Below are 24,344 nucleotides of genomic sequence, written 5' to 3' on the forward strand. Positions count from 1 at the left end.
CACCGCCTCACTCGCCCTCAAGGCTCGGAACCGCGCCGACCGCCCGCTCCGACAACCCGAGCAGGCTCCGCACCTTCACCACGAGCTCGATGGCGTACGAGAATACGAGCGGCGTCAGCACGAGCGTCACCAGGGTGGAGACGGCGAGGCCGCCGACGACCACGGCGCCGATCCCCCGGTACAGTTCCGATCCGGCGCCGGGCATGATGATGAGCGGCATCATGCCGAGCACGGTCGTGCCGGTGGTCATGAAGATCGGCCGCACGCGCACGCGCACCGACTCCTTGATCGCGGCCCGCTGATCCCACCCTTCGCGCATGAAGTTGAGGCCCTGGTGCACGATGAGGATCGAGTTGTTCACGACCGTGCCCACGAGAATCACGAAGCCGAGCATGGTCAGGATGTCAAGCTGCTGGGAGGGATCGACCATCTGCACGATGTCGAGGCCCAGCACGCCGCCGAAGGTCGCCAGGGGCACCGTCAGCATGACTACGAACGGGTACGTGAACGACTGGAAGAGGGCCACCAAGAGGAGGTAGGTGAGGATGATGGCGATGTGGAAGTCGGTCATCATTTCGTCGCGCAGCCGGCTCAGATCATCGGCCGTCCCGGAGAGATTGATGTCGAACAGGCCGCCGATCTGCCCCTGCGCGCGCATCGGCTGCACCACCTGTTCCTCCAGCCGGCGCACGGCGTCCTCCAGAGCGATGCCGTCGGGGAGCACCGTTTCGATCGACACGGTCCGCTGTCGCTCGACATGGTTGATCTGGACCGGACCCTGTTCCTGACGCACCTCGGCGACGTCGCCGACCGTCACCACCCGCCCGGTGGGAGTGGCGAGCGGCAGCAAGGCGATGTCCTGCGTGTGGCGGCTCCAATCGTCGCGTCCCTTCACGAGCAGGTCGATCTCGCGTCCGTCGAGGAAATACTCGCTGACAATGGCTCCGTCGACGAGGGCATTGACGGAGCGGCCGATCGCGGAGGCGTCAAAGCCGACGTCGGCGGCCCGGACGCGGTCGGGGTAGATGCGGACCTCCGGGTTGCCGAGGTCGAGCCCCGGGATGGGGCGGGCGTTCGCTCCCGGCAGCACCTGCGGGACCTGGACAAAAACCTGCTGGGCGATCTGGAGGACTTTGGGGAGGTCCGGACCGGTCACGTCGATGCGCACCGACCGGGTGCCCGCGAACCCACCGCCGAAGAGCGAGGCCTGGGCGGCGAAGCCGATCGCGCCGGGGATGGACCACAGGGCCTGGTTGGCCACCGGGACCAGTTCCGCTCCGCGCTGCGGCGCCCGCCCGCGCATGCCCATGAACGCCTGGTTCGGCAGCGCCACGAAGAAGAAGTTGTCGATGCCGCCGCCCGGCAGAGTGTCGGCCGTCTCCGCGTCGGCCTCCCAGAGGGGACGAATCTGCGCCTCGATGGTCTGGCCGGCCTGGACCATCTCGTCGAGGTTGTAGCCGGGCGGGGGGAGCATGACGCCGAAGACGAGATTCTGGTTTCCCGTGGGGAGGTATTCGCTCGGCGGTATGAGCGCCACCGTGAGCCCCATGGCCACCGTCAGGATGGCGCCGATGGTCACCAGCCGGCGGCGGCCCCGGGCGTTGACGTAGTCCACGAAACTCGCGACTCTCGCGGCCAGGCGCGCCAGCCACCCTTGCGTCTCATCCCCCGCGGTCAGTTTGGTCGACACCCTCAGCATCCGAGCCGACAGCGAGGGGATGACGGTGACCGAGACCGCGAGCGACACGATGATAGCCGTGGAAATGGCGATCGCGATATCCTGGAACAACTGGCCGGCCTGCTCCTTGACGAACATGATGGGGATGAAGACGGCGACGGTCGTGACGGTCGAGGCGAGCAGGGCGCCCCAGACCTCGCGGGCGGCATCGGAGGCGGCCCGCCACCGCGACTTGCCGAGCTGCATGTGGCGGTAGATATTCTCGAGCACGACAATGGCGCTGTCGACCACCATCCCGACCGCGAACGCCATGCCCGCGAGCGAAATCACGTTCATGGTCCGGCCGAAGAGCGCCATGGCGAGGAAGGTCGAGATGATCGAAATGGGAATGGACAGCGCAATCACCAGCACGGCCGAGGCGGAGCGCAGGAAGATGAACAGCGTGAGTATGGCGAGCAACCCGCCGACGTAGATGTTCGAGAGGACGAGGTCGATGGCCGAGTCGATGTAGACGGTTTCGCGGTAGACGTTTTCGATGTGCATGCCGCGCGGGTGCAGAATCTCGCGGTTGATGATGTCGATCTGCGCCATGAGCCCGTCCATCACCTCCATCACGTTGGCGCCGACACGGCGCTGGGCGTTGAAAGCGATCGAGGGCACGCCCAGGTGGCGCACCATGGCGGCAGGCTTCTGATACGTCAGCTCCACCCCCGCCAGGTCGCCGACGCGGATCGGCACGCCGTTGCGCACCGTCACCACCGTCTGCTCCACCTGCTCCGGGGTCTCGTAGCGCGAGATGGTCCGGACGACGTAGCGGCGCTTGCCCTCCGCGAAGTCGCCGCCGGAGATGTCCCGGTTGTCCGCGCGGAGCGCCTCGGCCAACTGGTCGATCGCAATTCCGGTCGAGGCCAGGCGGTCGGGGTCGAACGTCACGTGCAGTTCCCGCTCGAGTCCGCCGAAGATGTTGATCGACGCCACTCCTTCGACGCGCTCCAGGCGCGGCTTGACCATGTCCTCGATCACCGCCTGCTGATGCGGGACATAGACGCCGGCCGAATCGGGCTTGACGGCGAACCAGGCGATGGCCCCCTCCAACTGCCCCGAGGTGGTCACCACCGGCCGATCGGCGGTGGCCGGGTAGGACGGCACCTCGTTCAATTTGTTGGTCACGCGGATGACCGCGCCCGTCAGGTCGGTGCCCGCCGGGAACTCCAGCGTGATCGTCCCCCGGCTGTCCTGCGATTCCGAACTCATCTCGAGCAGCCCCTCGACCGATTTGAGATACTCCTCCTGCTTCTCGATGATCTCTTTTTCAATTTCGCCCGGCGACGCACCGACCCAGGTGGTGGTGACGGTTACGACGGGGCGTTCCACCTCGGGCGTGAGTTGCACCGGGACGCGGGTCAGCGCCACGATGCCGCCGATGAGAACGATGAGCACGCCGACGATGACGGTGACCGGGAATCGGATCGAGGAGGTAATCAGGCTCACGGGGGTATGACTCCTGCCGCCGGGCGGCGCTTACTGGTTGGTTTGGGGCGCGGCTTTGGGCGGATTCGCCTGACGGCTGCCGTCCGCTATCATAACCGCCGCGCCCGGGTAAATGCGCTCGTTCCCCCGCACGACCACCGGTGTCCCCGCCCGGAGAGCCTCGCTCCGCACCGCCACCATCTTGCCATTGGTCGAGGTAGTGACGACCGGGATCGGCGCCGCCTTCCCTTCGTGCACGGTGTAGACGAGAGTCTGTGCCCCCTGGCGGATGATGGCGTCTTTGGAGACGGCCAGTCCGGTGAACTTGTTGTCCAGCGAGAGGGTGGCCCGCACCAGCATGCCGCCGGCGAGCTGCCCCTCGCGGTTGGGCACCTCAACGATAACCGGGAACGTGTGAGTATCTTCCGACGCATTCGGGGAAATCCCGACCACACGCCCGGCCACCGCCTCGCCGCCGCGCTCGCTCAGGCCGATGGTCGCTGGACTGCCGACCGAGAGCAGGCCGAAGTAACGCTCGGGCAGATCGACCCGAACGCGGATGGTTGAGACGTCGACCAGTTCGAACACCGGCGTTCCCGGGCTCACCCACTCGCCGACGTCGACCAGCTTGCGGCCCGTATAGCCGGAGAACGGCGCCCGGATCGTGCAGTTGTCGTGCTCGACTTCGAGCCGCCGTCGCTCCGCCTCGAGTTGCCGGTGGCTTTGCTCGGCCATGGTGGCCCCGGCGCGGGCCGAGTCAATAGCGGCCGTGGAGATCAGAGTGCGGCTGAAGAGATCCTCCGCGCGGCGCAGGTTGTCGGCCGCCAGCGCGGCCCGCACGCGGGCCTGCTCCGCTTCCGCGGCCTTGGCCTGCAGCGCCAGCCCCATGCGCTCGCCATCGATCATGACCAGCGTCTGGTCTTTCTGAACCGCCGCCCCTTCGCCGGCCGCGATCGCCTCGACCCGGCCGCTCACCTCGGCGACGACCCGGCTGGTGACCCACGCTTCGGTCCGGCCGGTAAGCGAGATTTGGTCGTGGAACTCCATCTGCCGCACCGAGTCGGTGACGACCAGAGTCGGCGGCGCCCCCTGCGCCGATGTCAGGACGGGGAGCATGAGGACCGCTGTCGACACCAGCGCCCGCCCGATAAGCCGTTTTTTCATAAAGTCTTACGCACCCTTGTTGGTTTAACCGCCACCCCGGCGGCCGATATAGAATGTCCTTGTCCGAATAGCCTCCGTCCGGGCGGCCCGGCGCCCCCGGCGGCGCCACACGTTGTCTGAATATAGATAAAACGAATCTATGTAGGTAAGGTTTCGCGAAGGGGCAAAAAATCCCCGGTGGGACCGAGCGGCCCGCACCGGGTACTGACAGGGTATAGAAGCCCTGGGGGCAGGGCATCGAAGGCTGCGACAGCCACGCGACGGCCGGAACTGCGTCGCGTTCCGATCCGGGGGCGGTGCCCGTCGCCCCCCCGACCGCTGGTCTGTTCCTGAGCCGGCGCGCCCTCCCCGCAAAAAAAACCCCCCCTCCCCCGCATTGCTTTATCGCCCTCGACAGGTGGCTATGGATACATCCGCCGAAAGAGAGGGAGCCACCTGCCGTAACGGGCGATGTCTTGCTGCTGATAGATAGAGCGCGCAAGGGGGACGAAAAATACATCAAAAAAGCGGCGCCCCCGGTCTATCGCACGAAAACAGCGCCGTGCGAACGACGCCGTTTCGAGATCCCCTTGGGCCGGCAAGCGGATGGCCTACTGGTCGCCGCCGAAGAGCTCATCGGAGAGCTCCACCACGTCCTCGGCGTCGACCGTGCCGTCGCTGTTGATGTCCCCCTGCCGCCGGATGCTGTTCGGCGGCGTGGCTCCGGTGGTCGCCATGGCGGTCACCGTGTTCAGGTCCACCACGTCCACCACCCCGGAGTTATCCATGTCGCCGAGCCGGAACAGGAGCACCGCCGTGAAGGCATCGAGGCGGCCGTACCCGTAGAACAAGTCGGGGGGCGCGACCGTCCCCCAGGCCAGTTCGCGGGCCGCCGTGCTCCGAATGTGCGTCTCCATTTCCTGGGGCGTGAGGGTCGGGCGGACCGCGCGCACCAACCCGGCGACCGCCGTCACCAGCGGCGTCGAGAACGACGTCCCGCTCCAGGTCCCCCAGTAATAGGGAGCCGGAAGGGCGCTGTAGATGTCGACTCCCGGGGCGCACACGTCGGCCTCGGGGCTGCCGTTGGAAAACGAGGCAGCGAGGTCGAGCGTATCAATCGCCGTCACCGCCAGGACGTACGGGTACGAGGCGGGATACATGGGGGTCACGATGCCGTCGTTGCCCACCGAGGCGGCGAGGACGGCGCCGGCCTGGACCGCCCGCGCGCAGGCCTGGGCGAGGACGCCGTTGTCGGCGGCGGTGCCGAAACTCATGTTGACGACGCCCGCGCCATGGCTCACGGCCCAATCCAGCGCCTGCGCCACCTGGAACGTCGTGCTCACGCCATCGCCGGTGAACGCCCGCACCACCATTAACTCGGCCTCCGGGGCGGCCAGCCGGATGAGACCGGCCACAAACGTGCCGTGCCCGCGCAGCGTCCCCGGACCCTCGCTGGGGTCGGCGTCGTTGTCCACAAAATCGCGGGCCAGAGAGTCGTTCAGGTCGGCGAAAAGCGGATGGCTGCAGTCCACGCCGCCGTCGATGACCGCGATGCGCACGCCCGCGCCCCGCGAGACGAGGAGGGCCGAGTCGAGCCCGATCGAATAGGCGGCCGGCTGGGCATAGTAGTTCTGCGGTTCCACCCCCCGCACGAAAACGGGAACTTCGTCTTCCGGAACGCCGATGCTCATCTGGTGGGTCTCCACCAGGTGCATCGGCTCATTGGCCCAGACGGCGCTGATTCCCGGCCGGCCCGCGAGATCCTGCCGCTTGGTGTCGAAGGACACGGTCGGTGAGAACCGCACCAGGTACAGCCGCGAGCCGGGAATGCTGTCGGCGATGACGATGCCTGTCCCGGTCAGAATGCAGCCGAGGTTCTGGTCCGGGTCGACGCGGACGAGAGCCTGGCCGGGAAGCGCCTCGGCCACGGCGGCGCCCCGCGGACAGGCCGATCCGACCAGCAAGAGGAGAACGAACGCGAGAAGACGGTTTCGAGTTGTCACGGGACCTACCCCCTGTTTCATTGTTGCACGTTTCACGAGGGACAGTCGGGATCCGCATGCGAGTACGGGCGGTACCCGACCGGTGTCGGTGTCTCACATGGAGGCAAAGAGGCGGGTTGTCCAGAGGCGGTGAGCGTTCCATGGTTCCTTGACAGGATCCGCTGCAGTACAGGGAGATCGGCGGATGTCAGGGCCGGTGAGCCGGCCGGTTACGCGGCGGAGAGATCTCGTTGCGGCGAGAACCTGTCCGCCCGGCTACAACTCCAGAAGGAACTCGAACCGCCCGCCGTCGGGATCTTCGACGGTCATGTCGTGGGCGCCTTCCGGAACCCGGGCGAAGTGGAACACGTGAACGGGGTTGGTCCGCTCCCTGAGGGTCTGCCGGCCCTGGCGCAGAGAGACCTCCAGCGCCGCACCCCGACGGGACCCCTCGATCTGGCCGATGACTTCAAATGTCCCGGGAGAGGCCGGGTAGACCGACAGTTCGAGCCGGAGGCCTTCCGCCGCATACCGGAGGCGGCGGCTGTCGAGGGTGGCCGGGCGTATCCCGGCCGGCAGGGGGAGAAGCCCCGAGTCAAAAGTCAGGAGGCCGCGGTGCGGGCTGTCTTTCCGGCGGTGCAGGTCGGTCACCACGCGGTCGATGAGTCCCCGGGCAGCGGATTCGAGAGCGCCGTCACCAGGCTGTGTCCGGCGCATCGCCCGAAGCAGATCGAGCATCCGGCGGAGCCGGGGATCGGCGGCGAGGTGTTCCTCCAGGCGCACCGCCTCCTCCGGATCCAGGCGTCCGTCCAGATACTGCTGCAGGCGTTCGACTTTATCGCGCTTCGATGACATGGTTCCAGTTCCTCATCCCATAGTCCCGCTTTTCCGCGCCTAAAATACGTCGAATTTATACCCCATCCGGACGAGCAGCCGCTCGAGCCGCTGTAGCGCGCGTGCCCGCGTCGGTCCGATCGACGGGACCGGCATCCCCAGGCGCGCCCCGATCTCCTCGTAGCTCGGCTTGTCCTCGTCGAAGAACAGCGCCGTGAGCAATTCGTAGTCCCGCGGCGGCAGCATGGCAATGGCCTCTGTCAGCAGCAGGCGCTGCTCCGTCTCCTCGAACTTCCGGTCCGGGCCGCCGGCCGGGTCCTCGACTGTCTCCCCCAGCCGATCGGTGTCGACAAACTCCAGTCCGCGGTCCTCGTGGAACCGGTTGTAGATCTGGCGGCGGGTGATCGTGGCGACGAACGCGTACGTCCTGCGGGGGTTGCGGATGCGGTCGATGTTGCGCACCAGAAGATAGCAGACCTGGCCGAAAATGTCCAAGGACTCCTCCGCGGAGAGGCGGCTGTCCCGGCACAGGGCGAGCACCAGCGGAGACACCCGGCCGAGCAGCTCCCGCCATGCCCACTCCGCTCCCTCCCGGCAGGCGCCGACGAGTTCTTCGACAGAGGCCCGCTTACCATCCGCCATGTTGTCCCCGCCGCATCATGCTGCAAAAAGACCCACGGAGACGCCTTTTGTCAAGCACTCTTGTGCCGGGGGGCCGCGCGGCCGCGCCCGACCGGCCGACAAACTCCTTGCCCCGCCACTTCCAGGCGTTAACTTAGGGCAACGGTCTCTTGGGCGACGCTGCTATGTACGATGATTCCACATTGCCGGCCGTCAGGTCGGCCGAGGATCTCCGCCGGCTCGTGGAGGGGGAGTTTGAGGCCGACTATGAGAAACTCCTGGCCGCCCTCAGCCGACAACTGAATACGCTCCTCGGGACCGACCTCCGCGCGGCCGAGGAGTTCCTCCGGCGAATCGAGCCGCTGTACGAGCACATGCCGGCGAAGCACCGTCCGCACATTGTGGCCCTCGACGCGCGCCTGTCGCACCATCGCGGCCGGTACCGGGCGGCGCTGGCCCGGTACCGCGAGGCTGACCGCCGCTATCGCCGGGAGCGCAACTACCTGGCCTCCGCCCGCCTGGGGCAGGGGATGACGGAAGTGCTGATGTACCTCGGGCGTTACCGCTCGGCCCTGGCGGCGGGGCGGCGCTCGCTCGGATATTTCCGGCGCCGCGGGATGGCGGCGGCGGCCGCGGGCGTTCTGGTCAACATGGGCAACGTCTACCACCGTCTCGATCAGAACCGCCTCGCGCTGGTCTACTACGATAAGGCCCGCGCCATCTTCGAGACCCGCGGCGGCGCGCCGCTCGCCACCGTCGAGTACAACCGGGCCAACATCTACGCCAACCGGAATGAACCGCACCTCGCGGCGCCGCTCTATCGGCGGGCCGCGGAGATCTATCGCGCCTCCGGTCTGGAGGTCCTCTACCGCAAAGCCCAATACTCGCTCGCCTACCTGCTCTTTCTGGGCGACCGGTTCACCGAGGCGCTCCGCGAATTCGAAAACGTGTACGTCGCGTTCGAGCGCCTCGGGGACACGCGCTCCATGGCGGTCACACGCCTCGATCTGGTGGAACTCAACATCCACCTCAATCAGTTCGGGACCGCGATCGCCGCGGGGGAGGAGGTGATCGCCCAGTTTCGCCGCCTCGGTCTCCGCTATGAGCAGGCGAAGGCGAACTACTTCGTGGCGCTCTCGCGGCTCAGCCTCGGCGATTTCCGTCTCGCCGCCGAGGCGCTGAACGAGGCGGCCCGGCTGTTCCGCCGGGAGCGGAACGATCTCTGGCTGGGGATGGTGCTGTTGGCGCGCAGCAAGCTGAGTTCGCAACTGGGCCGTTCGGGCGCGGCGCTGAGAGCCGCGGCGGAATCGCGCCGCCTCTTCACGCGCAGCGGCGACCGGCGCCGGGGGACCGACGCCGAGATCGTCCACCTCGAGGCCCTTTGCGCGGCCGGCCGCCGAAAAGAGGCGGCGGCGCTGGCCCGCCGCCTGCTGCGCCGCCCGCTCGTGAGCTACCAGTCCTACCTCGTGCAGACGGCCGTCGGCCGCCTCCGCCGCGCCGGCGGCGACGCCGCCGGCGCTCTCGACGCCTACCGCCGGGCCATCGACATGGTCGAGACGATGCTGGCCGGGCTGTACCCGGACGAGATCCGGTTCTTCTTTGTCGCCGACAAGCTCACGGCCTACGCCGGGGCGGTGGAGTGCCTCCTGCAGATGGACCGCCCCGATGAATCCTTTCGGGCCAACCTGCGGGCTCTGGAGGTGCTCAACCGGCGCAATCCGCTGGCGGCCGAGGTGCATGCCCGCGTGCCCGCGGCGCTGCTGGCGGAACGGGAGCGCCTCCGGGCGACCCTCAAGCGGTTCGGGCGTTTCCCGGAGAAGACGCACCGGGGATCCGACAGCCTCGCACAGCAGTCCGCCGTAGAGCAGCGGCTGTGGTCGGCCGAACAGCGCATCCGCGCCCATCTCTACCCGGCCCGGGGCCGCGGCCGCGCCGCGGGCCCGCGCGAGGACGTGCAGGAACGGCTGGGCGGCGACGATCTCCTGGTCAGTTTCGTCGCGCCTCCCGGCGGTCCGCCGGGCGCCTTCCGCGCGACGCGCGGGACGGTTGACTTCATCCCCCTGGCGATCGACGCCGAGCGTCTCCGCCGCCAGGTCTGGGAACTCTATTTCGTCCTCGAGCGGGCCGTCATCAGCGGCCGCGGCGAACGACGGTTCCCCGGGGCGGCCGATTTCTATCTCGCCGATCTCCACGAAACCCTGGTCGCCCCTCTCCTGCGGGACCACGACCAGAGCCGCGTCATCATTTTGACCGACGGCATCTTTGCGCAGGTACCCTTCGGGGCGCTGCTGGACCGGGCGCATCTGCCGCTCTGTCGGCGGCGCGACCTTCGGCTCATTGTCAACCCGGACGATCTCGCCCGCGATGGCGTACCGCCGGGAGCGCGGGCGGGGCGGGGGAGGGTTCCTTTCGCGGCTCGGCGCAATGCCGTCTTCGCCCTCCTCTCCGACCGTCTGCCGGCGGTGGAACTCGAGGCCGGCGCCGTGCGGCGGGAGTTTGAGGCCGCCGGTCTCTATGTCGACGAGCGGGCGGATTCGACGGCTTTCAAGGAGGCGCTGGGTGTGTGCGATGGGTTCATCCACATCGCCACCCACGCCGCGCGGTCGTCGGAGAACCCGCTGTTTTCGCGGGTGGTACTGGCCGACGGGCCGTTCTTCCCGTTTGACCTGTTCGCGGCCGGCATCCGCGCCGACCTGGTGGCCCTCTCCGGCTGTCAGACGGCCGCGACCGGCCTCTACTACGGCAACAGCTTCAGCCTCGCCAAAGCATTCTACCAGGCGGGCGCCCGCTATGTCCTGGCGACCCTGTGGCCGGTGTCCGACCAGGTGAGCCATGCGTTCATGAGCCGGTTCTACGCCCGCCTGCGGGCGACCGATGACGTGGTTGCGTCCTACCGCACGGCGCAGGCCGAAATCGCGGCGACCGCCATCGACCCGGCGCTGTGGGGAGCGTTTGTGCTTCTGGGCATGTAGTTATATCGGTCCGGATGTTTTGCCGTCGGCAGCGCAAACCGCGGAGACAAATATGGATCTGTCGTACTGCGAGGATTACTGGGACGCCCCCGAACTGAAGGAAGAGTACCGACGCTTCTTGGCCGGGCTGTTCGGCCTCGATTTGTCCCTCTGGGACCGGTTGGGATTCTGGGATGCGCGGTACCGGCCGTTTTCGTATTTCCACGGCGGCACGCTGGTCTCCAACGTCTGCGTCTACTCCCTGGACATGATCGTCCGGGGAACACGGCGCCGGGTGGCGCAGATCTCCGCGGTGGGGACGCTCCCGGAGTTTCGCCGGAGAGGTCTGAGCCGGCAGTTGCTGCAGACGGCGGTCGCGTGGGCGCGCCGGGACCACGACTTCTTCTTTCTGTTTGCGGATGCCGAAGCTTTCCCGCTCTATGCCTCCTGCGGTTTTCGGCCGGCGGCGGAATACAAGGCGCGCGTCTTTCTGCCAGGCCTGCGGGCGCGCCCCGGCGCTGTCCCGCTGGACCCGCAGGATCCCGAGCACCTCGCGCTGCTGTACCGTCTGGCCGCCGCCCGGACGCCGGTGTCGGATGAACTCGGCGTCCTGAACGCCCGCCTGTTCATGTACCATTGTCTGTATGGTCTCCGGCGTTACATCTTATACCTCCCCGATCTGGGGGCGGCCGTCCTGGCCCGGCGGGCCGGCGGCATCCTGACTGTGTTCGACATCGTGGCGCCATCAATGCGCCCGTTCGAGGACATCTACCGGTACCTCGGCGCGGCGGACGGAGAGACTGTCGAGTTTCTTTTCATGACCGACAAGCTGCATCTGGGGGATGTCGACTTGGTGGAAGTGGAGGGTAACGGGACGCACGTCATGGGCGATCTCCCATTCGCCGGCGCGCCGTTCATATTCCCGTACACGTCGCAGGCCTAGCCGCTCCCCGTTCAGGCCGCAGGCTCCGGGCCGCCGGAGATGGCCTTCCGGGAGAATTTGAGTTGAAAATCGGCCGGCGCCGACGTACCATACGGGAAAGCGCAGGGTGACTCTCTGATCGCTCTCGACGCAAAGAGGCCATGTGAGTTTTCGCAGCGCAGCAAACAGGTTTCTCGCCTCGCGGGGACTGGTAGTGGAGCGGTCGATGCCGGCGGTTCTTGCCTCGCACACGCGGCTCGCCCTCGACTTCGACTTCCTCGTGCGCGCCCAAATCGACGGCCGCGCCGGGAGTTTCAGGTTCGTGCAAATCGGCGCCAACGATGGCGTCAGCCGCCCTGATGACCTCATCGCCTACGTGCGGGAGTTCCAGGCGGCAGGCGTGGTGGTCGAACCGCAGCCCGATGTCTTCGCGAGTCTGGCCCACAATTTCGCCGCATATCCGGGGGTGGCGCTGCTCAACAAGGCCGTGCACCGCGAGCGGAAATCGATGACGCTCTACCGATTCGCCCCGGACGTGCTGCGCCAAAGAAGCGATCTGCCGCTCTGGGCGACCACGAACGGCATGGCCAGTTTCAGCCGCCGGCATGTTCTCAACCACGCCCGCAAGCTCCGGCTCGGCCCGGAGGCGGTTCAGGAGCTGGCCGTGGAATGCGTGAGCCTGGACGAAGTGCTGGCGCTTGTCGACGGCCCGCCCGACGTGCTGAAAATCGACGTGGAAGGTTACGACTTCGAACTCCTCGACAGCCTCGATCTTGCGCGCCATCATCCGCGGATCATTCGCTTCGAGAATCTCCACATGACCGGTGCATTCTACGCCGCCGCAATCCGGAAACTTTCGGCCGCGGGCTATCGGTTCGTCGCCAACCGGATGGACACCACCGCCTACGCCACCCTGCCGTGAGGCGCGCCCGCGGCGCCGATCCGTCCGCAAGACCTCAACCCGATTCCCCGTAGCCAAGGTGCGCGCATCCCCTTTCCCCCGCTTTCCCGGTCAGTGGCGGCCCCTCGTCTTACCGATAATATGTTCTGCGGCAGTGACTTGCGGGGGGAGAAATTTCTCGGCCGGGAGTCAAGTTCCGGAACGAATCGGCCGATCTATGCAATGACCACACTAAAGGCAACAAAGCGTAAGGAGTAGGACATGAAGAAAGCGTTGATTACAGTTGCGGCTCTCCTGCTTATGTCGGCCGGCGTCTCGGCTCAGGTCGAGAACCCGATCAGCCTGTATGTCGGCGGCGCCATCTCCATCCCGAATTCGCCGGAGGAGTTCTCGGAGGCCTACAACACCGGTTTCCACGGCTCGGTCGGTCTGGGTCTGGCCGTGATGCCGAGCTTGCAGGTGGTCGGCAAGGTTGAGTACCACCGGTTCGGGCTCGATGTGACACAGGACATGGAGGACATGGGGGTGACCGGCGGCCACAATAATATGTGGATGTACGGCGCCGATGCGCGGTACTCGTTCGGTCTGCCGGCGGCGCCGATCAAGCCGTTCCTCCTGGGCGGCGTCGGTTTTGCCCGCATCTCAGCCTCCGATCTTGAAGGCACGGGTGACCTGGTCGCCGGCCTCAACGAGCTCAACCCCGACGCCGAGACAAACCTCTACCTGAACCTCGGCGGCGGCGTCGAGCTGAAAACCGGTCCGATGTTCAGCTTCTTCGGGCAGGTCCGCTACGTCACGGTAGACACCGATGGCGAGTCGTCGTCGTTCATCCCGGTGACCCTTGGCCTGAAGTTCTTCTAGGTGCGGGTTGTCGGCAGAGATTATGCGCCGGGGCGGCCAGCCGCCCCGGTTTTTTTGTGCCCGCTCGTCAACTCCCTTCCCGTTCGCGCCGGGCCGGTGACGATTCTCCCGGCCGGGCGCCGAACCGGCTTGCCCGCGCCGGGATCGTGCGGTATTATCGGTACGAACCCTCAGAGGAGAGGATCCATGAGAGAGACGACCGACCGGCCGCTGTCGCGGCTCACCCGCCCGCTGGCGCGCTTCCTCCACACCGAATCCTCAAGCGGGATCGTGCTCCTGGTGTGCACGGCGGCAGCCGTGGCCGCCGCCAACTCGCCCCTGGCCGATTCGTGGATGCGCTTCTGGAACACCGTCCTCACGGTCGGCGCCGGCCGCTTCTCTCTCTCCTATCCGCTCTGGTACTGGGTTAACGACGGGCTGATGACGGTCTTCTTTTTCCTCGTGGGGCTGGAGATCAAGCGGGAGCTGGTGAGCGGCGAGTTGCGCGAGGCGCGGCGGGTGATCGCGCCGACGGCCGCGGCGGTGGGGGGAGCGGCAGCCCCGGCCATTTTGTTCTTCGCCCTGCAGCACGGCCAGCCGGGCCAGTCCGGATGGGCGATCCCAATGGCCACCGACATCGCCTTCGTCGTCGGCCTCCTCGCCCTCCTCGGCGACCGGGTTCCCCGCAGCCTGAAAGTGTTTCTCCTGACGCTGGCGATTATCGACGATCTCATCGCCGTGCTGGTGATCGCCCTCTTCTATTCATCGGCGATCAAATTCGGCTGGCTCCTGGGAGCGCTGGCCGGGTTCGGCGTCGTGGCGGCCATGAAACAGGCGGGCGTGCGGGCCGTGGCCGCCTATGGATTGGCAGGCGTGGGCGTCTGGCTGTGCACTCTCAAATCGGGAATCCACCCCACCGTCTCCGGGGCCGCGCTCGGGTTTCTCACGCCGGCCCGGCCGCTGCTGTCGGCGGAATCGCTGGCGGCGATGTTTGACCGCATCCGCAACCGGCTGAGGGGATCGCCGGAAGGCCCCGAATTGCACGACGCGCTGGAAGAGGCGGCCTTTGCCTCGCGCGAGGCCGTCTCGCCGCTGGAACGTCTCGAAACGGCGGTTCACCCGTGGTCGGCCTTCTTGATCATGCCGGTGTTTGCGCTGGCGAATGCCGGCGTCCCCTTCGCCATCGAATCGCTCACCAGCCCGATTGCCTCGGCCATTGCGGTCGGACTGGTGCTCGGTAAACCGGCCGGGGTGCTGGCCGCCCTGGGACTGGTTACGCTTCTCAGAGTGGCCGAACCGCCGAGCGGCGTCGGTTGGGGAGCGCTGATCGGGGCGGGCTGTCTCGCCGGGATCGGCTTCACGATGTCGCTCTTTGTGGCTTCGCTCAGCCTGGAGGGGCAACTGCTGATCGACGCGAAGTCGGGGATTCTGATCGCGTCGACGCTCAGCGCGGTCTTCGGGTTCACCGCCCTCCGTCTGACCCTGCGTCGGCCGGCGCAGAGTTCCCGCGCCCTGGGGCAGCGGGCGCACGAGGCCGACTCGCCTTCGTAATGCGCGAAGGGCATCCGATGGAAACGGATGCCCCTCGAAGAACGATGGTCTCCCGATCGGCCCGGACCCGGGGGAGAGCCGAGTTAGTCTTCTGCCTGGTCGCCGCGCTGGTCCACGGCGCGCTCGCGGGCGGAGTCGATACCCTCGGCCGCGGTCTTGCCGAGCGCCTCCGGATAGAGATACCGCCCGCGTTCCTCCGCGCCCTTGTTCTCCTCGACCGGGATGCGGTGGGCGTTGGCGAACGCATCCTGTCGAATGCCGGTCACCATCCACGAGACCTCCATCCCCGGCGCGCCGCCGGCGATCCGGAACCGGCCGCCGTTGATTTTCTCGGCCACATGGAGGTTCGGCGCGGGGGCGCCGATGGCGGTGAGCTGGTAGCGGAAATCGCGGTTGAGAACCTCAAAATAGTCCGGCAGACTCACCGTGGCTTCCCCGGCGCCGTCCAACACGACATTGCCGTTGTAGACGTTCATCATGTCGGGGGATTCGACAAACGAATGGTAGAGGTACTTGTTCGCCGGATCGAGCGGGTGGTCGATCTTGAACGAGCCGGCTGCCTTGGAGAGCGTGCCGTTGACGTGAACGTTGCCCGCGAAGTACCCGGCATAGCGAACGCCGGTAGTGGTGCCGGTGACGATGCCGTACACGCCGTAGCCGTTGGCGTCGCCGGTGACGCTGGCTGTGCCCCGGACGCCGTAGGCATCGCCGATGTTGGTGGACACGGTGCTGCCGGAGACCCCCATACATGAACCGTTGGCATCGGCGCCGGTGCCGATGACGCCGGCGCTGTACCCGACGCCGACCACACCGTTGTAGCCACCCTCAAAGCGCCCGCCCACGCCGTACTCGGACGACGTGTTCTGCAGGGCAAGCCCGCGGACCGCATAGGCGTCATAGTCCGACGAAGTGGGGCCGAGATATTCGGCCTTGAAAATCGCGCCCGATGGACCGTCAAAGTCGCCGGTTATGCGGCTGACCACCGAATCGGAGGAATTCACGTGCAGCCGGTATGGGCCGGAAGCGACGCCGATGCCGACGCCGGATGTGATCTGGCCGCCCGCGGCGCTGTCGACAGTCGCGACGCTGAAGGCGTACGGGACGGTCAGGAACCTCGTCCGCGGCGAAATCTCCGGGTCGGCGCCGACCGTGAGCCCGAGATACCGCGATGAAGACTGGAATATGCTCGCCGTGAGCGGTGTCACCGATCCCAGCCGAGCCGTAAAGCGGCCCCCCGATGTCGTGACCGTCTGCCCCTCGGTCCAGAGCGCCACCGGCGTGACATCCGTCGCATAGATGCGGAACACGACGCCGTAGGATCCATCCGCCACGGGATTGCCCGAGGCATTCGTCAGGACCCCCTGAAAGCTGACCTGGGTGGGAACGGCGGCCGGTGTGACCCCGGCCGTCGCCAGGATCATAAGGAGGACGAAATGAAGCTTGTTCATGAGACGACTCCGTTGCTTGGTGTATAGCTGTCTTGGATAATCATGCGCTGATTCACCCGCGACCGGAGGGGGATTCCGGCGAACGCCTGTCGTGACGAAAAGGCCTGTTGCGGGATCGCACACTCCGGAGTTCCGATTCGTGTGGTCGTTCCTCAATGACTGCGAAGCAGACGGCGAAGTGGTCGGGGGTCGCCCGCAAAACCTGGATCCCTGCTTCTTCCCCAATTAGCACCGGAATTGTGTTTCTGTCAAGGGGTTACTGCCTGGACCGCGCACGGCGGCGGGGTCCCTGCAGGGCCGGATACCGGCGCACACACCAGCGCTCGACCTCTTCGATCTCCTCCTCCGCCAAACCGTATAGCCCGAAAACGAGGGCGTCGATCTCCCGCTGCTCGTGTCGGTGGAAAGGGTAGTAGCGGTCGGTCCGTTGCCGGGCGGCGATCCGGTCGACCAGCAGGATCAAATCCCGCTCGGCGCCCGCATCGGGGCGCGGGAGGGGAATCTCTTTGAGCGGGTTCTCGGCCGCGTTGACCGAGTGGTTGAGATAGTTCTTGAACAGGTAACGCACCATACTGGAATTCAGGAGGGCCAACAGGAGGCGGAGGTCGTGCCCGCGGGGGAAGAGAGTGGACCCGGCTGTGTCGAAGACGCCGCCCGCGCCGAACCGAAAGGTGGGCGCATACTGGCCGGTGTGGGAGAAAGTGACGCCGCGCCGAAAATAGTACTCCCGTCCGTCATGCCGAAATCCCGGCAACCGTTTCATCGCGGCGACACTCTCGGCCCGCCAGTCAATGTAGTAATCCGTGGGCACCTGGTAGCAGGGAAGCCAACCATCGGCGGTCCGGCTCGCCCCCCCCTTGTCGCAGGGGACCAGGTAGCGCCCGTCCAGCCGGTCGGGATTGAATCCGTTCTGCCGTTCGTCCTCGGTCAGCCATTCCGCCAAGTCCTCGCCTTCGACAATCCGCTCCGGGTCGGCGATCGGGTACCGGCCGGGGGCGCCCGGCCGCCGGTAAATGAAGCGGCGCGTGTCGCCGGTGGTGAGGCCGTGGCGTACGTCGGCGATCTCCCCGATCCGCATCATCGACGGATCCATCAGGAATCGAAAGAGAGCGGGAGACGCGATAAACACCGGATGGCGACGGTGCGCACGGCACCGGGACTGCGGGTAGACATACCGGCCGGTCGCTGCGGGGGCGCCGGAAGGATGGGGCGCTCGCAAGAGATCCCGCAACCTCTCCGCCAGTCCGGTCTCGGCCCCGGCGCGAAGGTCGACTGCCTGCAGCGGCGTGCGGGGATCCGGCGGCGCGTTCCGCAAAATCACGATCTCGGCTCCCACGGTCGCTTTGAAGGTGCCGGCCGGGAGGTCGACTATGCGGCGAATCTGAACCTGGGCCAGTAACCGCCGCCGGAGCGGCAGATGGCTGGCGATCGTTCGCCAGGTGTCGGCGACCACCAAGCCCGCCACCCCGCCCTCGGTCAGCAAGCGCGGAGCGTTCGCGAGGAACAACCCGTACGCATCGCGGGACTGCGCCCCCTCTCGTCGCGGATCGATGATCCGGTCGCGGGTCGCCGGAGGTACTTTCACCCCGTACGGCGGGTTGGTCAGCACCAAGTGCCAGCAGCGACGATCTCGGTAAGGAGGATCAGCGGAGAGCGTGTCGGCCACCACTGCCTGCGAGATCAGAAGGTCAACGTCCGGGCCGGGCGTGGGCCGGGGAGAGGAGAGCCAGAGACGGAGTCGCGCGACCCCGACTGCCTGGGGGTCAATGTCGGCGCCGTACAGCCTGCGCGCAGTGGGCAGCTCGGGGGCATCCAGAGCGGAACCCAGGCTGCGAAGGATACGCTGCGTCCCAAGGAGAAAGGCTCCGCCCCCACAGGCCGGATCAAGCACGGTCAAATCGGCGAGGCGCCCGATGATCTCCGCTCGCCGCGCGGGAGGGATGCGGGATCCGTCGCTGTCGATGATCAGCTCGGGATGGTCCCCAAGCCACTCCATGAGCGCCGCTCGGACGACGAAGTCGACAACCTCGGGCGGCGTGAAAAACGCTCCCCGATCGCGCCGGCCGGGGGCAAGGGTCTCGATCAGCTCGGCCAACACCGCCGGGCCGAGTATCACCGAGTCGTGGCCGGGGTCCTCCTGGGCCGAGAACGCATAGCGGTCCAGAAAGCCGGTTTCCCCCAGCAGCGGCCGCAGAGCCTCATCCGATACCGGTGGCGCGCCCGGACAGGCTACCTGAGTTGGAAGAGGAAGAAGCCGTCGCACCACGGACAGCGGACCCCGGACCTCGGCGGATCCGTAGAGGACCTCCGTGAAGCGGTCCGGCCGTTCAGTCCGGTGGCCGGCGGTTTCGGCCAAGCGGAGAAACAGCATGCGGAGCACCAGATCGAGCGCCACGCGGGTCCTGGTTTCGGGCGAAAGATGTTCCGGCAGAACCGCCTCGAGACTGTGAACGGCTTTTCGGCACTCTTGAAGAAACCTCTTGTGCACGGTCGATGAGTCCTTTTCTCGCACAATTCGATTGCCGGAGCCGGCGGGGGGTCGTAGACTACCGCCGGGGCGGCGGCGCCAGAGTTGTTCCGTCGTCACAACCGTCCACGTACCATACGGATATGGATACTCACGAAGCAAGTGGCAAGATTCTCGTTACCGGCCGGCCGGGAGTCGGCAAGACGACCCTCATCATGCGCCTGGCGGAGCGGCTGGCGGATCTTCACCCGGCGGGGTTTGTCACGGAGGAGATCCGCGAGCGCGGGGTGCGGGTCGGCTTCGCGCTGGCGACGCTCGATGGACGGCAGCGGAGCCGGCTGGCCACGGTCGATGTTTCGTCACCATATCGCGTTGGGAAATATGGAGTTGACATTGCCGCACTGGAGCGTTTCCTGGCCGCCATGGAATTTCCGCACGACCTGCACACCCCGGTCTTGATCGATGAAATCGGCAAGATGGAGTGTCTCTCGCCCGCGTTCCGCTCTCTGGTGACCACGCTCCTTGACTCCTCGCGCCCGCTGGTGGCGACGGTCGCTCTGGCCGGGTCGGCGTTCATCGCTGGGGTCAAAGCTCATCCCGCGGTGCGGGTCTGGACAGTTACCCCGGAGGCGCGCGACGCACAGCTTGACCGGCTGGAGGAAGCGGTGCGGCGCTCGTGCAGCGGGTGACCGGACAGCCGGACGGGCGGGGGGAAGCTCGCGGTTGACAAAGACGGGCAATGTAGTATACTGGAGAGGACAAATCGGAGTCTTTTGTACAAATTGGCCGGCCGTGGAGAGGCCCGCCAGAAACCCGTGATGTAAGAGGCCCCCAGTGGACGACTTGATTTACCTCGATAATGCGGCAACCTCGTGGCCCAAACCGGACAATGTGTACAAATTCATGGTCGATTTCTACCGCAGTTGCGGAGTCAACCCGGGACGGTCCGGTTTCGACAAGGCGATCGAAGCGGGGAACATTCTCGAGGATCTTCGCAAGCGCCTGACTGCATTCTTCGGCGGCGACCCCGAGACGCCGCAGCGGCTGTGCTTCGGCTACAACGCGACCGACGCCCTCAACCTCATCATCCAGGGGCTGCTCGCGCCGGGCGACCACGTGGTCACGACCAATCTCGAGCACAATTCGGTCATCCGGCCGGTCAACCACTTGGTGCGGGATCACGGGGTCGAGGCTACCTTCGTCGAGTTCAACGCGGAGGGGTTCGTGGAGCCGGATGCGATCCGGGAGGCGATCCGCGCCAACACCCGGCTGGTGATAGTCAACCACGGATCGAACGTCATCGGCACGATCCAGCCGGTCGCCGAGATCGGGCGCGTGTGCAAGGACGCCGGCGTGCTGTTGGCGATCGACGTCTCCCAGACCGCCGGCGTGGTGCCGATCGACATGCGGCGCATGAATGTCGATGTCCTCGCGTTCACCGGCCACAAGGGTCTCATGGGGTCAACCGGCATCGGCGGTATGTGCGTGCGCAGCCACGTCGACATCCGCCACACCCGGAGCGGCGGGACCGGCGTGCGGTCGGCGTACCCCTACCATTTGGACGAATACCCCTACCGCATGGAGTACGGCACGCCGAACATGGTCGGCGTGGCTTCGCTCTGGGCGGGGCAGGACTGGATCGCCGAGCAGGGGGGCGTCGAGGCCATCCATGCCCGCGAGATGAAGCTGGCGCAGAAATTGGTCGACGGCTTCCGCGAGATCGAGGGCGTGACCGTCTACTGCGGCGCGAGCCTGGAGAACCACCTGTCGACCGTGTCGATGAACGTGGAGGGGTTCGAGGCGGGGGACGTGGGGATCATGCTCGACGTCGATTTCGGCATCGCCACGCGGACGGGCCTCCACTGCGCGCCGCTCGTCCACAAGCAACTCGGGACGATGGCGCGCCACGGGAGTGTCCGGTTCGCCATTGGGCCGTTCAACACCGAGGCCCACATCGACCGGGCGATCGAGGCAGTGTCGGAGATCGCGGTGCAGGCCCGGGCGCGGCTGGTCCAGCCGGGACGCGGTTGACCCTGCCCGCCCAAGCTGATATGAGAAAGCCCATCTCCTGCGAGATGGGCTTTGTGTTGGCGGTCAGAGACTTGAAACTCTAGATGTCGAGCTTGCCGCTGTACGCATCGGTCATCTTCGGCGCTACCTTCAGACGGTAGAGGGCCGCCCAGGCCTTCATGCCGCTGTTGGCATACGTGCAGATCTCCTCGCCGTAGACCATCGTTTCCGTGGCTTCCAGGAAGTAGTACGTCCAGGCGCCGTGGCCCAGGTCGGGGGCGTCATAGGAATAGCCGCTGGTCGACGCCGTGGCCATGATCATCCCGCTCGGGACGCCGGTGTGGAAGCTGCCGAGTTTGCAGGCATCCATCGGGATCATCTTCTTCGTGCAGTTGGCGCCGTTGATGAACTGCATCACCCATCCCCAGGTCAGGTAGTACAAGTCGGTGGAGATGAGGCAGGATCCATACCCCTGGTAGGTGGTGCCGTGGCCTGAGTAGTAGAACGCGATCTCGTCGCCCGCCACCGCGGCGTTCATCAACCAGGTCAGATTGGCCTCGATCGCGGCCGCCGTGGCGCTCCGATCGATGTCGCTGTGCACGGTGAAGCCCTGGCTCTGGAAGTACTGCGCCATGCTCCGGGCGTCATCGTCGCAGTAGTTCAGGTCGTTCGCCGTCCCCTCATAGTCGGAGATGCCGACGACATAGGCATACTTGTGGGCCGGGTTCGGGTTCGGGTCCCCGCCTGTGTCGGGCGGCGGTTTCGGCGGCTTGTAGGCGCTCCAGTTGGTGGGGGCGTTCTTGAGCGTGAGGGCGATTTGTGCATCAGTGCGGTGGTCGACGAACTCCGGGCGCTGCACCAGTTGTCCGAGCTGACTTTGATCACCCGACGGTCCGGTGACCGAAGTATCCTGACTGCACCCGAAGAGCAGCATCAGGGAACCGCACAGGCCGAGCAGTAATAACAGCCTCTTCATGAATCTTGCTCCTCGTAAGAGTTTCGTGCGATGCTTTCCGATCGGCGGGGGGTCAGCCCGGACAGGAGGACGCCCAGAACCTCCTTTCGCACTCAATCGACAGAGAATCCACTTTTCCTCTTTCGATGGCGATGCGCCGGGTCGAAGACCGGCGCGGAAATCCGATACGGTTGACCCCAATATACCAGAAATGGCACGTTTTTGTCCACCTTTTTTTCGGGCCGAGGTTCCTCGGAGCCGGCGCCCGTCTCCGGCCCGCCCGCGGAATCCTCTTGGCAGAACCCCCCTCCCCCGGTAGTTTCCGGGAGCAAAAGGAAAGAACCGTCCAACCGATGGAGACCCAGATGATTGAAATGAAGGACCGCGTGACGCTCATAACGGGGGGGTCGCGGGGGATCGGCCGGGCGGCGGCCGAGTTGTTTGCCCGGGCCGGCAGCCATGTCATCATCAACTACCGCCGCGACCGGGCGGCGGCTCTGGAGGTGCAGGCGGCCTGCGCGCGGCACGGCGTCAAGGCGGCCGCAATCCAGGCCGACGTGGCCGACAAAGCGGCGGTCGACCGCATGGTGGCGGAGACCATCGACCGGTTCGGGCGGATCGACGCGGCGGTCAACAATGCCGGCGTGTGGCTCCATCACCCGATCGACGAAATGACCGAGGCGCAACTGCGCGAAACGGTCGACATCAACCTCCTCGGGACGTTCCACGTGTGCATGGCGGTCACGCCGCACATGAAGCGGCAGCGCTCCGGCGTCATCATCAACATCGCCTCCACCGCCGGGCAGCGGGGCGAGGCGTTCCACTCCCCTTATGCGGCGACCAAGGGGGCGGTTATCAGCCTGACCAAGTCGCTCGCGCCCGAGCTGGTCGAGTACAACATCCGGGTCAACTGCGTGGCTCCGGGGTGGGTGTACACCGATATGTCGATCCCCTCGCTGGGCGGAGCGGAGGGGGAGAAGGTGTTGGCGGCCATTCCGATGCGGCGGGTGGCGCAACCCGAGGAGGTGGCCGGGCCGATCCTTTTCATGGCGTCCGACCTCGCGACTTTCATCACCGGCGAGATTCTCAACGTGAACGGCGGGGCGGTCCTGTGCGGCTGACCGTGCGGCGGGACGGAAAGCCCCTCCGACGACCGGCCGTCGCCCGTCACCCGGCGGCCCGCGCCGTCACAATCGGCACGCGCCGGAACGGCTGCCTCTTCCGGTAGGCAAGGGACCGCCACAGCCACTCGATCGGGCCGAACCGGAAATGCCGCAGCCACCGCGGACTGACGGACAACTGGACCAGCCACATGAGAGTCATGAGAGCCAAGAGCGGGATGAGACCGAGTTTCCCGAACAACCCCAGGCCGTAGCCGTAGAACACGGTCGTGAAGACCACGGTGTGCAGCAGGTAGTTCGACAGGGCCGTCCGTCCGACCGCCTCGAGCCCGGTTCTGAGCCGCCGCGCGGCCCCGGACCGGCAGAGGAGCATGACGATGCCGATGTAGCCGAGCGCGCTGCCCGCGCTCGCCGTGTAGTTGACCGTCCCCGAGACAAGCATCTGGACGGCAGCGCCGAAGTCGCGGCTGACCAAGAGCGATGCGCCGAACAGATCGAGCGGCAGCCCGATCCCCAGTCCGAAGAGCGCCAGGCGCAGGTAGAACGCCTTGGACCGTTCGGCGGCGAAGACGCGCCACTTCATGAGCGCCATGCCGATCAGCATGAGCCCGCAGATGCGCCACCCGGCGAAGAGCACCAGGATGAGCGTTTGAAACAGCAGCGCCGTCAGAGCGCGCTGCGCGAACAGGCCGCCGTAGCTGCCCAGGTGGGCATCGACTTCCTTTGAAATCTGGTCTGGAGCCGGGCTCAGCGCCACAGCAACGTTCGTCCAGGCGTCCAGAGACGCTCGTTCATCGCTGGAAAGCGTCTCCCCGGCTTCAAGTTTCAGCGACGCCGCCTCACCTTTCGACTGCAGGTGGCCGATGAGCCCGGAGAAGCCGGCCGCAAACGGCGCTGGCGCCAGGAAGACGAGAGCGCCGATAATCAGCAGCCGGCGCGGCGACAACCGCCGCAGGAGGTAGACGAGCATGCCGCACAGGGCGTAGGAGAAGAGGATGTCTCCCCACCAGAGCAGGTAGGCGTGGAGCAGGCCGATCACCAGCAACCAGCCCATCCGGCGGTAGTGGAGGGAGGCGGCGTCGCCTCCGGCGGCCTGGGCCCGCTGGGTCATGACCACCAGGCCCGCGCCGAAGAGCAGGCTGAAAATCGTCATGAACTTCTGCAGGAAAAGAACTATCACCCCTCCCCAGGCGATAGTGTGCAGCAGGCCGGCCTCTCCCTGAAGGTGCGGGTTCAGGAGCGCCGCCTGCGGGAGGCCCATCTGCTGGATGTTGATCGCGAGAATGCCGAGTACGGCGAACCCGCGGAGCACATCCAGCGAGGGCACACGTTCCGCATCGGCCACCGGCGCCAGCGGCAGCGGAATGGCCGACACAGCCGGGGCCTCGGGGGCGTTCTCGGGGAAGGACTGGTCAGCCATGCTCATCTCCTTCGCCGGGTCAGGCGTCTC

17 protein-coding genes are annotated in these 24,344 nt (G+C 66.4%); 8 read left to right on the forward strand and 9 right to left on the reverse strand.

Annotated features, from left to right (window positions below):
• Positions 1–7 precede the first annotated feature (7 nt).
• The 5 genes from KA261_07600 to KA261_07620 form a co-directional block, all read right to left on the reverse strand.
• Positions 8–3,169 (reverse strand): efflux RND transporter permease subunit, encoded by a 3,162-nt coding sequence (locus KA261_07600; GenBank protein ID MBP7697662.1) that lies wholly within the window; start codon positions 3,167–3,169, stop codon positions 8–10.
• 30 nt (positions 3,170–3,199) lie between these two features.
• Complete coding sequence (locus tag KA261_07605) at positions 3,200–4,312, reverse strand: efflux RND transporter periplasmic adaptor subunit (GenBank protein ID MBP7697663.1); 1,113 nt, start codon at positions 4,310–4,312, stop codon at positions 3,200–3,202.
• Positions 4,313–4,902: 590 nt separating this feature from the next.
• The gene (locus KA261_07610) at positions 4,903–6,294 is read right to left on the reverse strand and encodes a S8 family serine peptidase (protein ID MBP7697664.1); all 1,392 of its coding nucleotides are present in this window, start codon (positions 6,292–6,294) and stop codon (positions 4,903–4,905) included.
• Between the two features lie 255 nt (positions 6,295–6,549).
• The gene (locus tag KA261_07615; GenBank protein ID MBP7697665.1) at positions 6,550–7,128 is read right to left on the reverse strand and encodes a zf-HC2 domain-containing protein; all 579 of its coding nucleotides are present in this window, start codon (positions 7,126–7,128) and stop codon (positions 6,550–6,552) included.
• A 39-nt stretch (positions 7,129–7,167) separates the two neighbouring features.
• Complete coding sequence (locus tag KA261_07620; GenBank protein MBP7697666.1) at positions 7,168–7,749, reverse strand: sigma-70 family RNA polymerase sigma factor; 582 nt, start codon at positions 7,747–7,749, stop codon at positions 7,168–7,170.
• 164 nt (positions 7,750–7,913) lie between these two features.
• On the opposite strand from KA261_07620, the gene KA261_07625 reads away from it, so the two are divergent.
• The 5 genes from KA261_07625 to nhaA all read left to right on the forward strand — a co-directional run bounded on the left by KA261_07625 (position 7,914) and on the right by nhaA (position 14,893).
• On the forward strand, positions 7,914–10,700 hold the full coding sequence (locus tag KA261_07625; protein MBP7697667.1) for a CHAT domain-containing protein: 2,787 nt from the start codon (positions 7,914–7,916) through the stop codon (positions 10,698–10,700).
• Between the two features lie 52 nt (positions 10,701–10,752).
• Complete coding sequence (locus tag KA261_07630) at positions 10,753–11,622, forward strand: GNAT family N-acetyltransferase (protein MBP7697668.1); 870 nt, start codon at positions 10,753–10,755, stop codon at positions 11,620–11,622.
• A 142-nt stretch (positions 11,623–11,764) separates the two neighbouring features.
• Positions 11,765–12,523, forward strand: a complete 759-nt coding sequence (locus tag KA261_07635; protein MBP7697669.1) for an FkbM family methyltransferase — start codon at positions 11,765–11,767, stop codon at positions 12,521–12,523.
• A gap of 240 nt (positions 12,524–12,763) precedes the next feature.
• Entirely contained in the window at positions 12,764–13,363 is a 600-nt protein-coding gene (locus tag KA261_07640) for an outer membrane beta-barrel protein (protein ID MBP7697670.1), read from the forward strand.
• 186 nt (positions 13,364–13,549) lie between these two features.
• Positions 13,550–14,893, forward strand: coding sequence for a Na+/H+ antiporter NhaA (gene nhaA / locus KA261_07645; protein MBP7697671.1), 1,344 nt, complete (start codon positions 13,550–13,552; stop codon positions 14,891–14,893).
• A gap of 83 nt (positions 14,894–14,976) precedes the next feature.
• Here the strand turns inward: nhaA and KA261_07650 are convergent, their stop codons facing one another.
• Both KA261_07650 and KA261_07655 read right to left on the reverse strand, forming a co-directional pair.
• Complete coding sequence (locus tag KA261_07650; GenBank protein ID MBP7697672.1) at positions 14,977–16,341, reverse strand: hypothetical protein; 1,365 nt, start codon at positions 16,339–16,341, stop codon at positions 14,977–14,979.
• A 256-nt stretch (positions 16,342–16,597) separates the two neighbouring features.
• Positions 16,598–18,736, reverse strand: coding sequence for an N-6 DNA methylase (locus KA261_07655; protein MBP7697673.1), 2,139 nt, complete (start codon positions 18,734–18,736; stop codon positions 16,598–16,600).
• Positions 18,737–18,951: 215 nt separating this feature from the next.
• Between KA261_07655 and KA261_07660 the strand changes: the two genes are divergently transcribed.
• Together KA261_07660 and KA261_07665 are read left to right on the forward strand one after the other, a co-directional pair.
• Entirely contained in the window at positions 18,952–19,497 is a 546-nt protein-coding gene (locus KA261_07660; protein ID MBP7697674.1) for a 50S ribosome-binding GTPase, read from the forward strand.
• Between the two features lie 145 nt (positions 19,498–19,642).
• Positions 19,643–20,839, forward strand: coding sequence for an aminotransferase class V-fold PLP-dependent enzyme (locus KA261_07665; GenBank protein ID MBP7697675.1), 1,197 nt, complete (start codon positions 19,643–19,645; stop codon positions 20,837–20,839).
• A 79-nt stretch (positions 20,840–20,918) separates the two neighbouring features.
• On the opposite strand, the gene KA261_07670 is transcribed toward KA261_07665, so the two are convergent.
• Entirely contained in the window at positions 20,919–21,794 is an 876-nt protein-coding gene (locus tag KA261_07670; GenBank protein ID MBP7697676.1) for a caspase family protein, read from the reverse strand.
• Between the two features lie 344 nt (positions 21,795–22,138).
• Between KA261_07670 and KA261_07675 the strand changes: the two genes are divergently transcribed.
• A complete protein-coding gene (locus KA261_07675; GenBank protein ID MBP7697677.1) occupies positions 22,139–22,894 on the forward strand; it encodes an SDR family oxidoreductase in 756 nt (251 codons plus the stop codon).
• Positions 22,895–22,940: 46 nt separating this feature from the next.
• On the opposite strand, the gene KA261_07680 is transcribed toward KA261_07675, so the two are convergent.
• On the reverse strand, positions 22,941–24,314 hold the full coding sequence (locus tag KA261_07680) for a DUF418 domain-containing protein (GenBank protein ID MBP7697678.1): 1,374 nt from the start codon (positions 24,312–24,314) through the stop codon (positions 22,941–22,943).
• Positions 24,315–24,344 lie beyond the last annotated feature (30 nt).

It is taken from the genome of Candidatus Zixiibacteriota bacterium (genome assembly GCA_017999435.1).
Classification (GTDB): domain Bacteria; phylum Zixibacteria; class MSB-5A5; order GN15; family FEB-12; genus JAGNLV01.

Coding starts and splice junctions, on each gene's coding strand:
- KA261_07605 (MBP7697663.1), bottom strand. CDS start 4,312: ATGAAAAAACGGCTTATCGGGCGGGCGCTGGTGTCGACAGCGGTCCTC.
- KA261_07615 (MBP7697665.1), bottom strand. CDS start 7,128: ATGTCATCGAAGCGCGATAAAGTCGAACGCCTGCAGCAGTATCTGGAC.
- KA261_07620 (MBP7697666.1), bottom strand. CDS start 7,749: ATGGCGGATGGTAAGCGGGCCTCTGTCGAAGAACTCGTCGGCGCCTGC.
- KA261_07625 (MBP7697667.1), top strand. CDS start 7,914: ATGTACGATGATTCCACATTGCCGGCCGTCAGGTCGGCCGAGGATCTC.
- KA261_07630 (MBP7697668.1), top strand. CDS start 10,753: ATGGATCTGTCGTACTGCGAGGATTACTGGGACGCCCCCGAACTGAAG.
- KA261_07640 (MBP7697670.1), top strand. CDS start 12,764: ATGAAGAAAGCGTTGATTACAGTTGCGGCTCTCCTGCTTATGTCGGCC.
- nhaA (MBP7697671.1), top strand. CDS start 13,550: ATGAGAGAGACGACCGACCGGCCGCTGTCGCGGCTCACCCGCCCGCTG.
- KA261_07650 (MBP7697672.1), bottom strand. CDS start 16,341: ATGAACAAGCTTCATTTCGTCCTCCTTATGATCCTGGCGACGGCCGGG.
- KA261_07660 (MBP7697674.1), top strand. CDS start 18,952: ATGGATACTCACGAAGCAAGTGGCAAGATTCTCGTTACCGGCCGGCCG.
- KA261_07670 (MBP7697676.1), bottom strand. CDS start 21,794: ATGAAGAGGCTGTTATTACTGCTCGGCCTGTGCGGTTCCCTGATGCTG.
- KA261_07675 (MBP7697677.1), top strand. CDS start 22,139: ATGATTGAAATGAAGGACCGCGTGACGCTCATAACGGGGGGGTCGCGG.
- KA261_07680 (MBP7697678.1), bottom strand. CDS start 24,314: ATGGCTGACCAGTCCTTCCCCGAGAACGCCCCCGAGGCCCCGGCTGTG.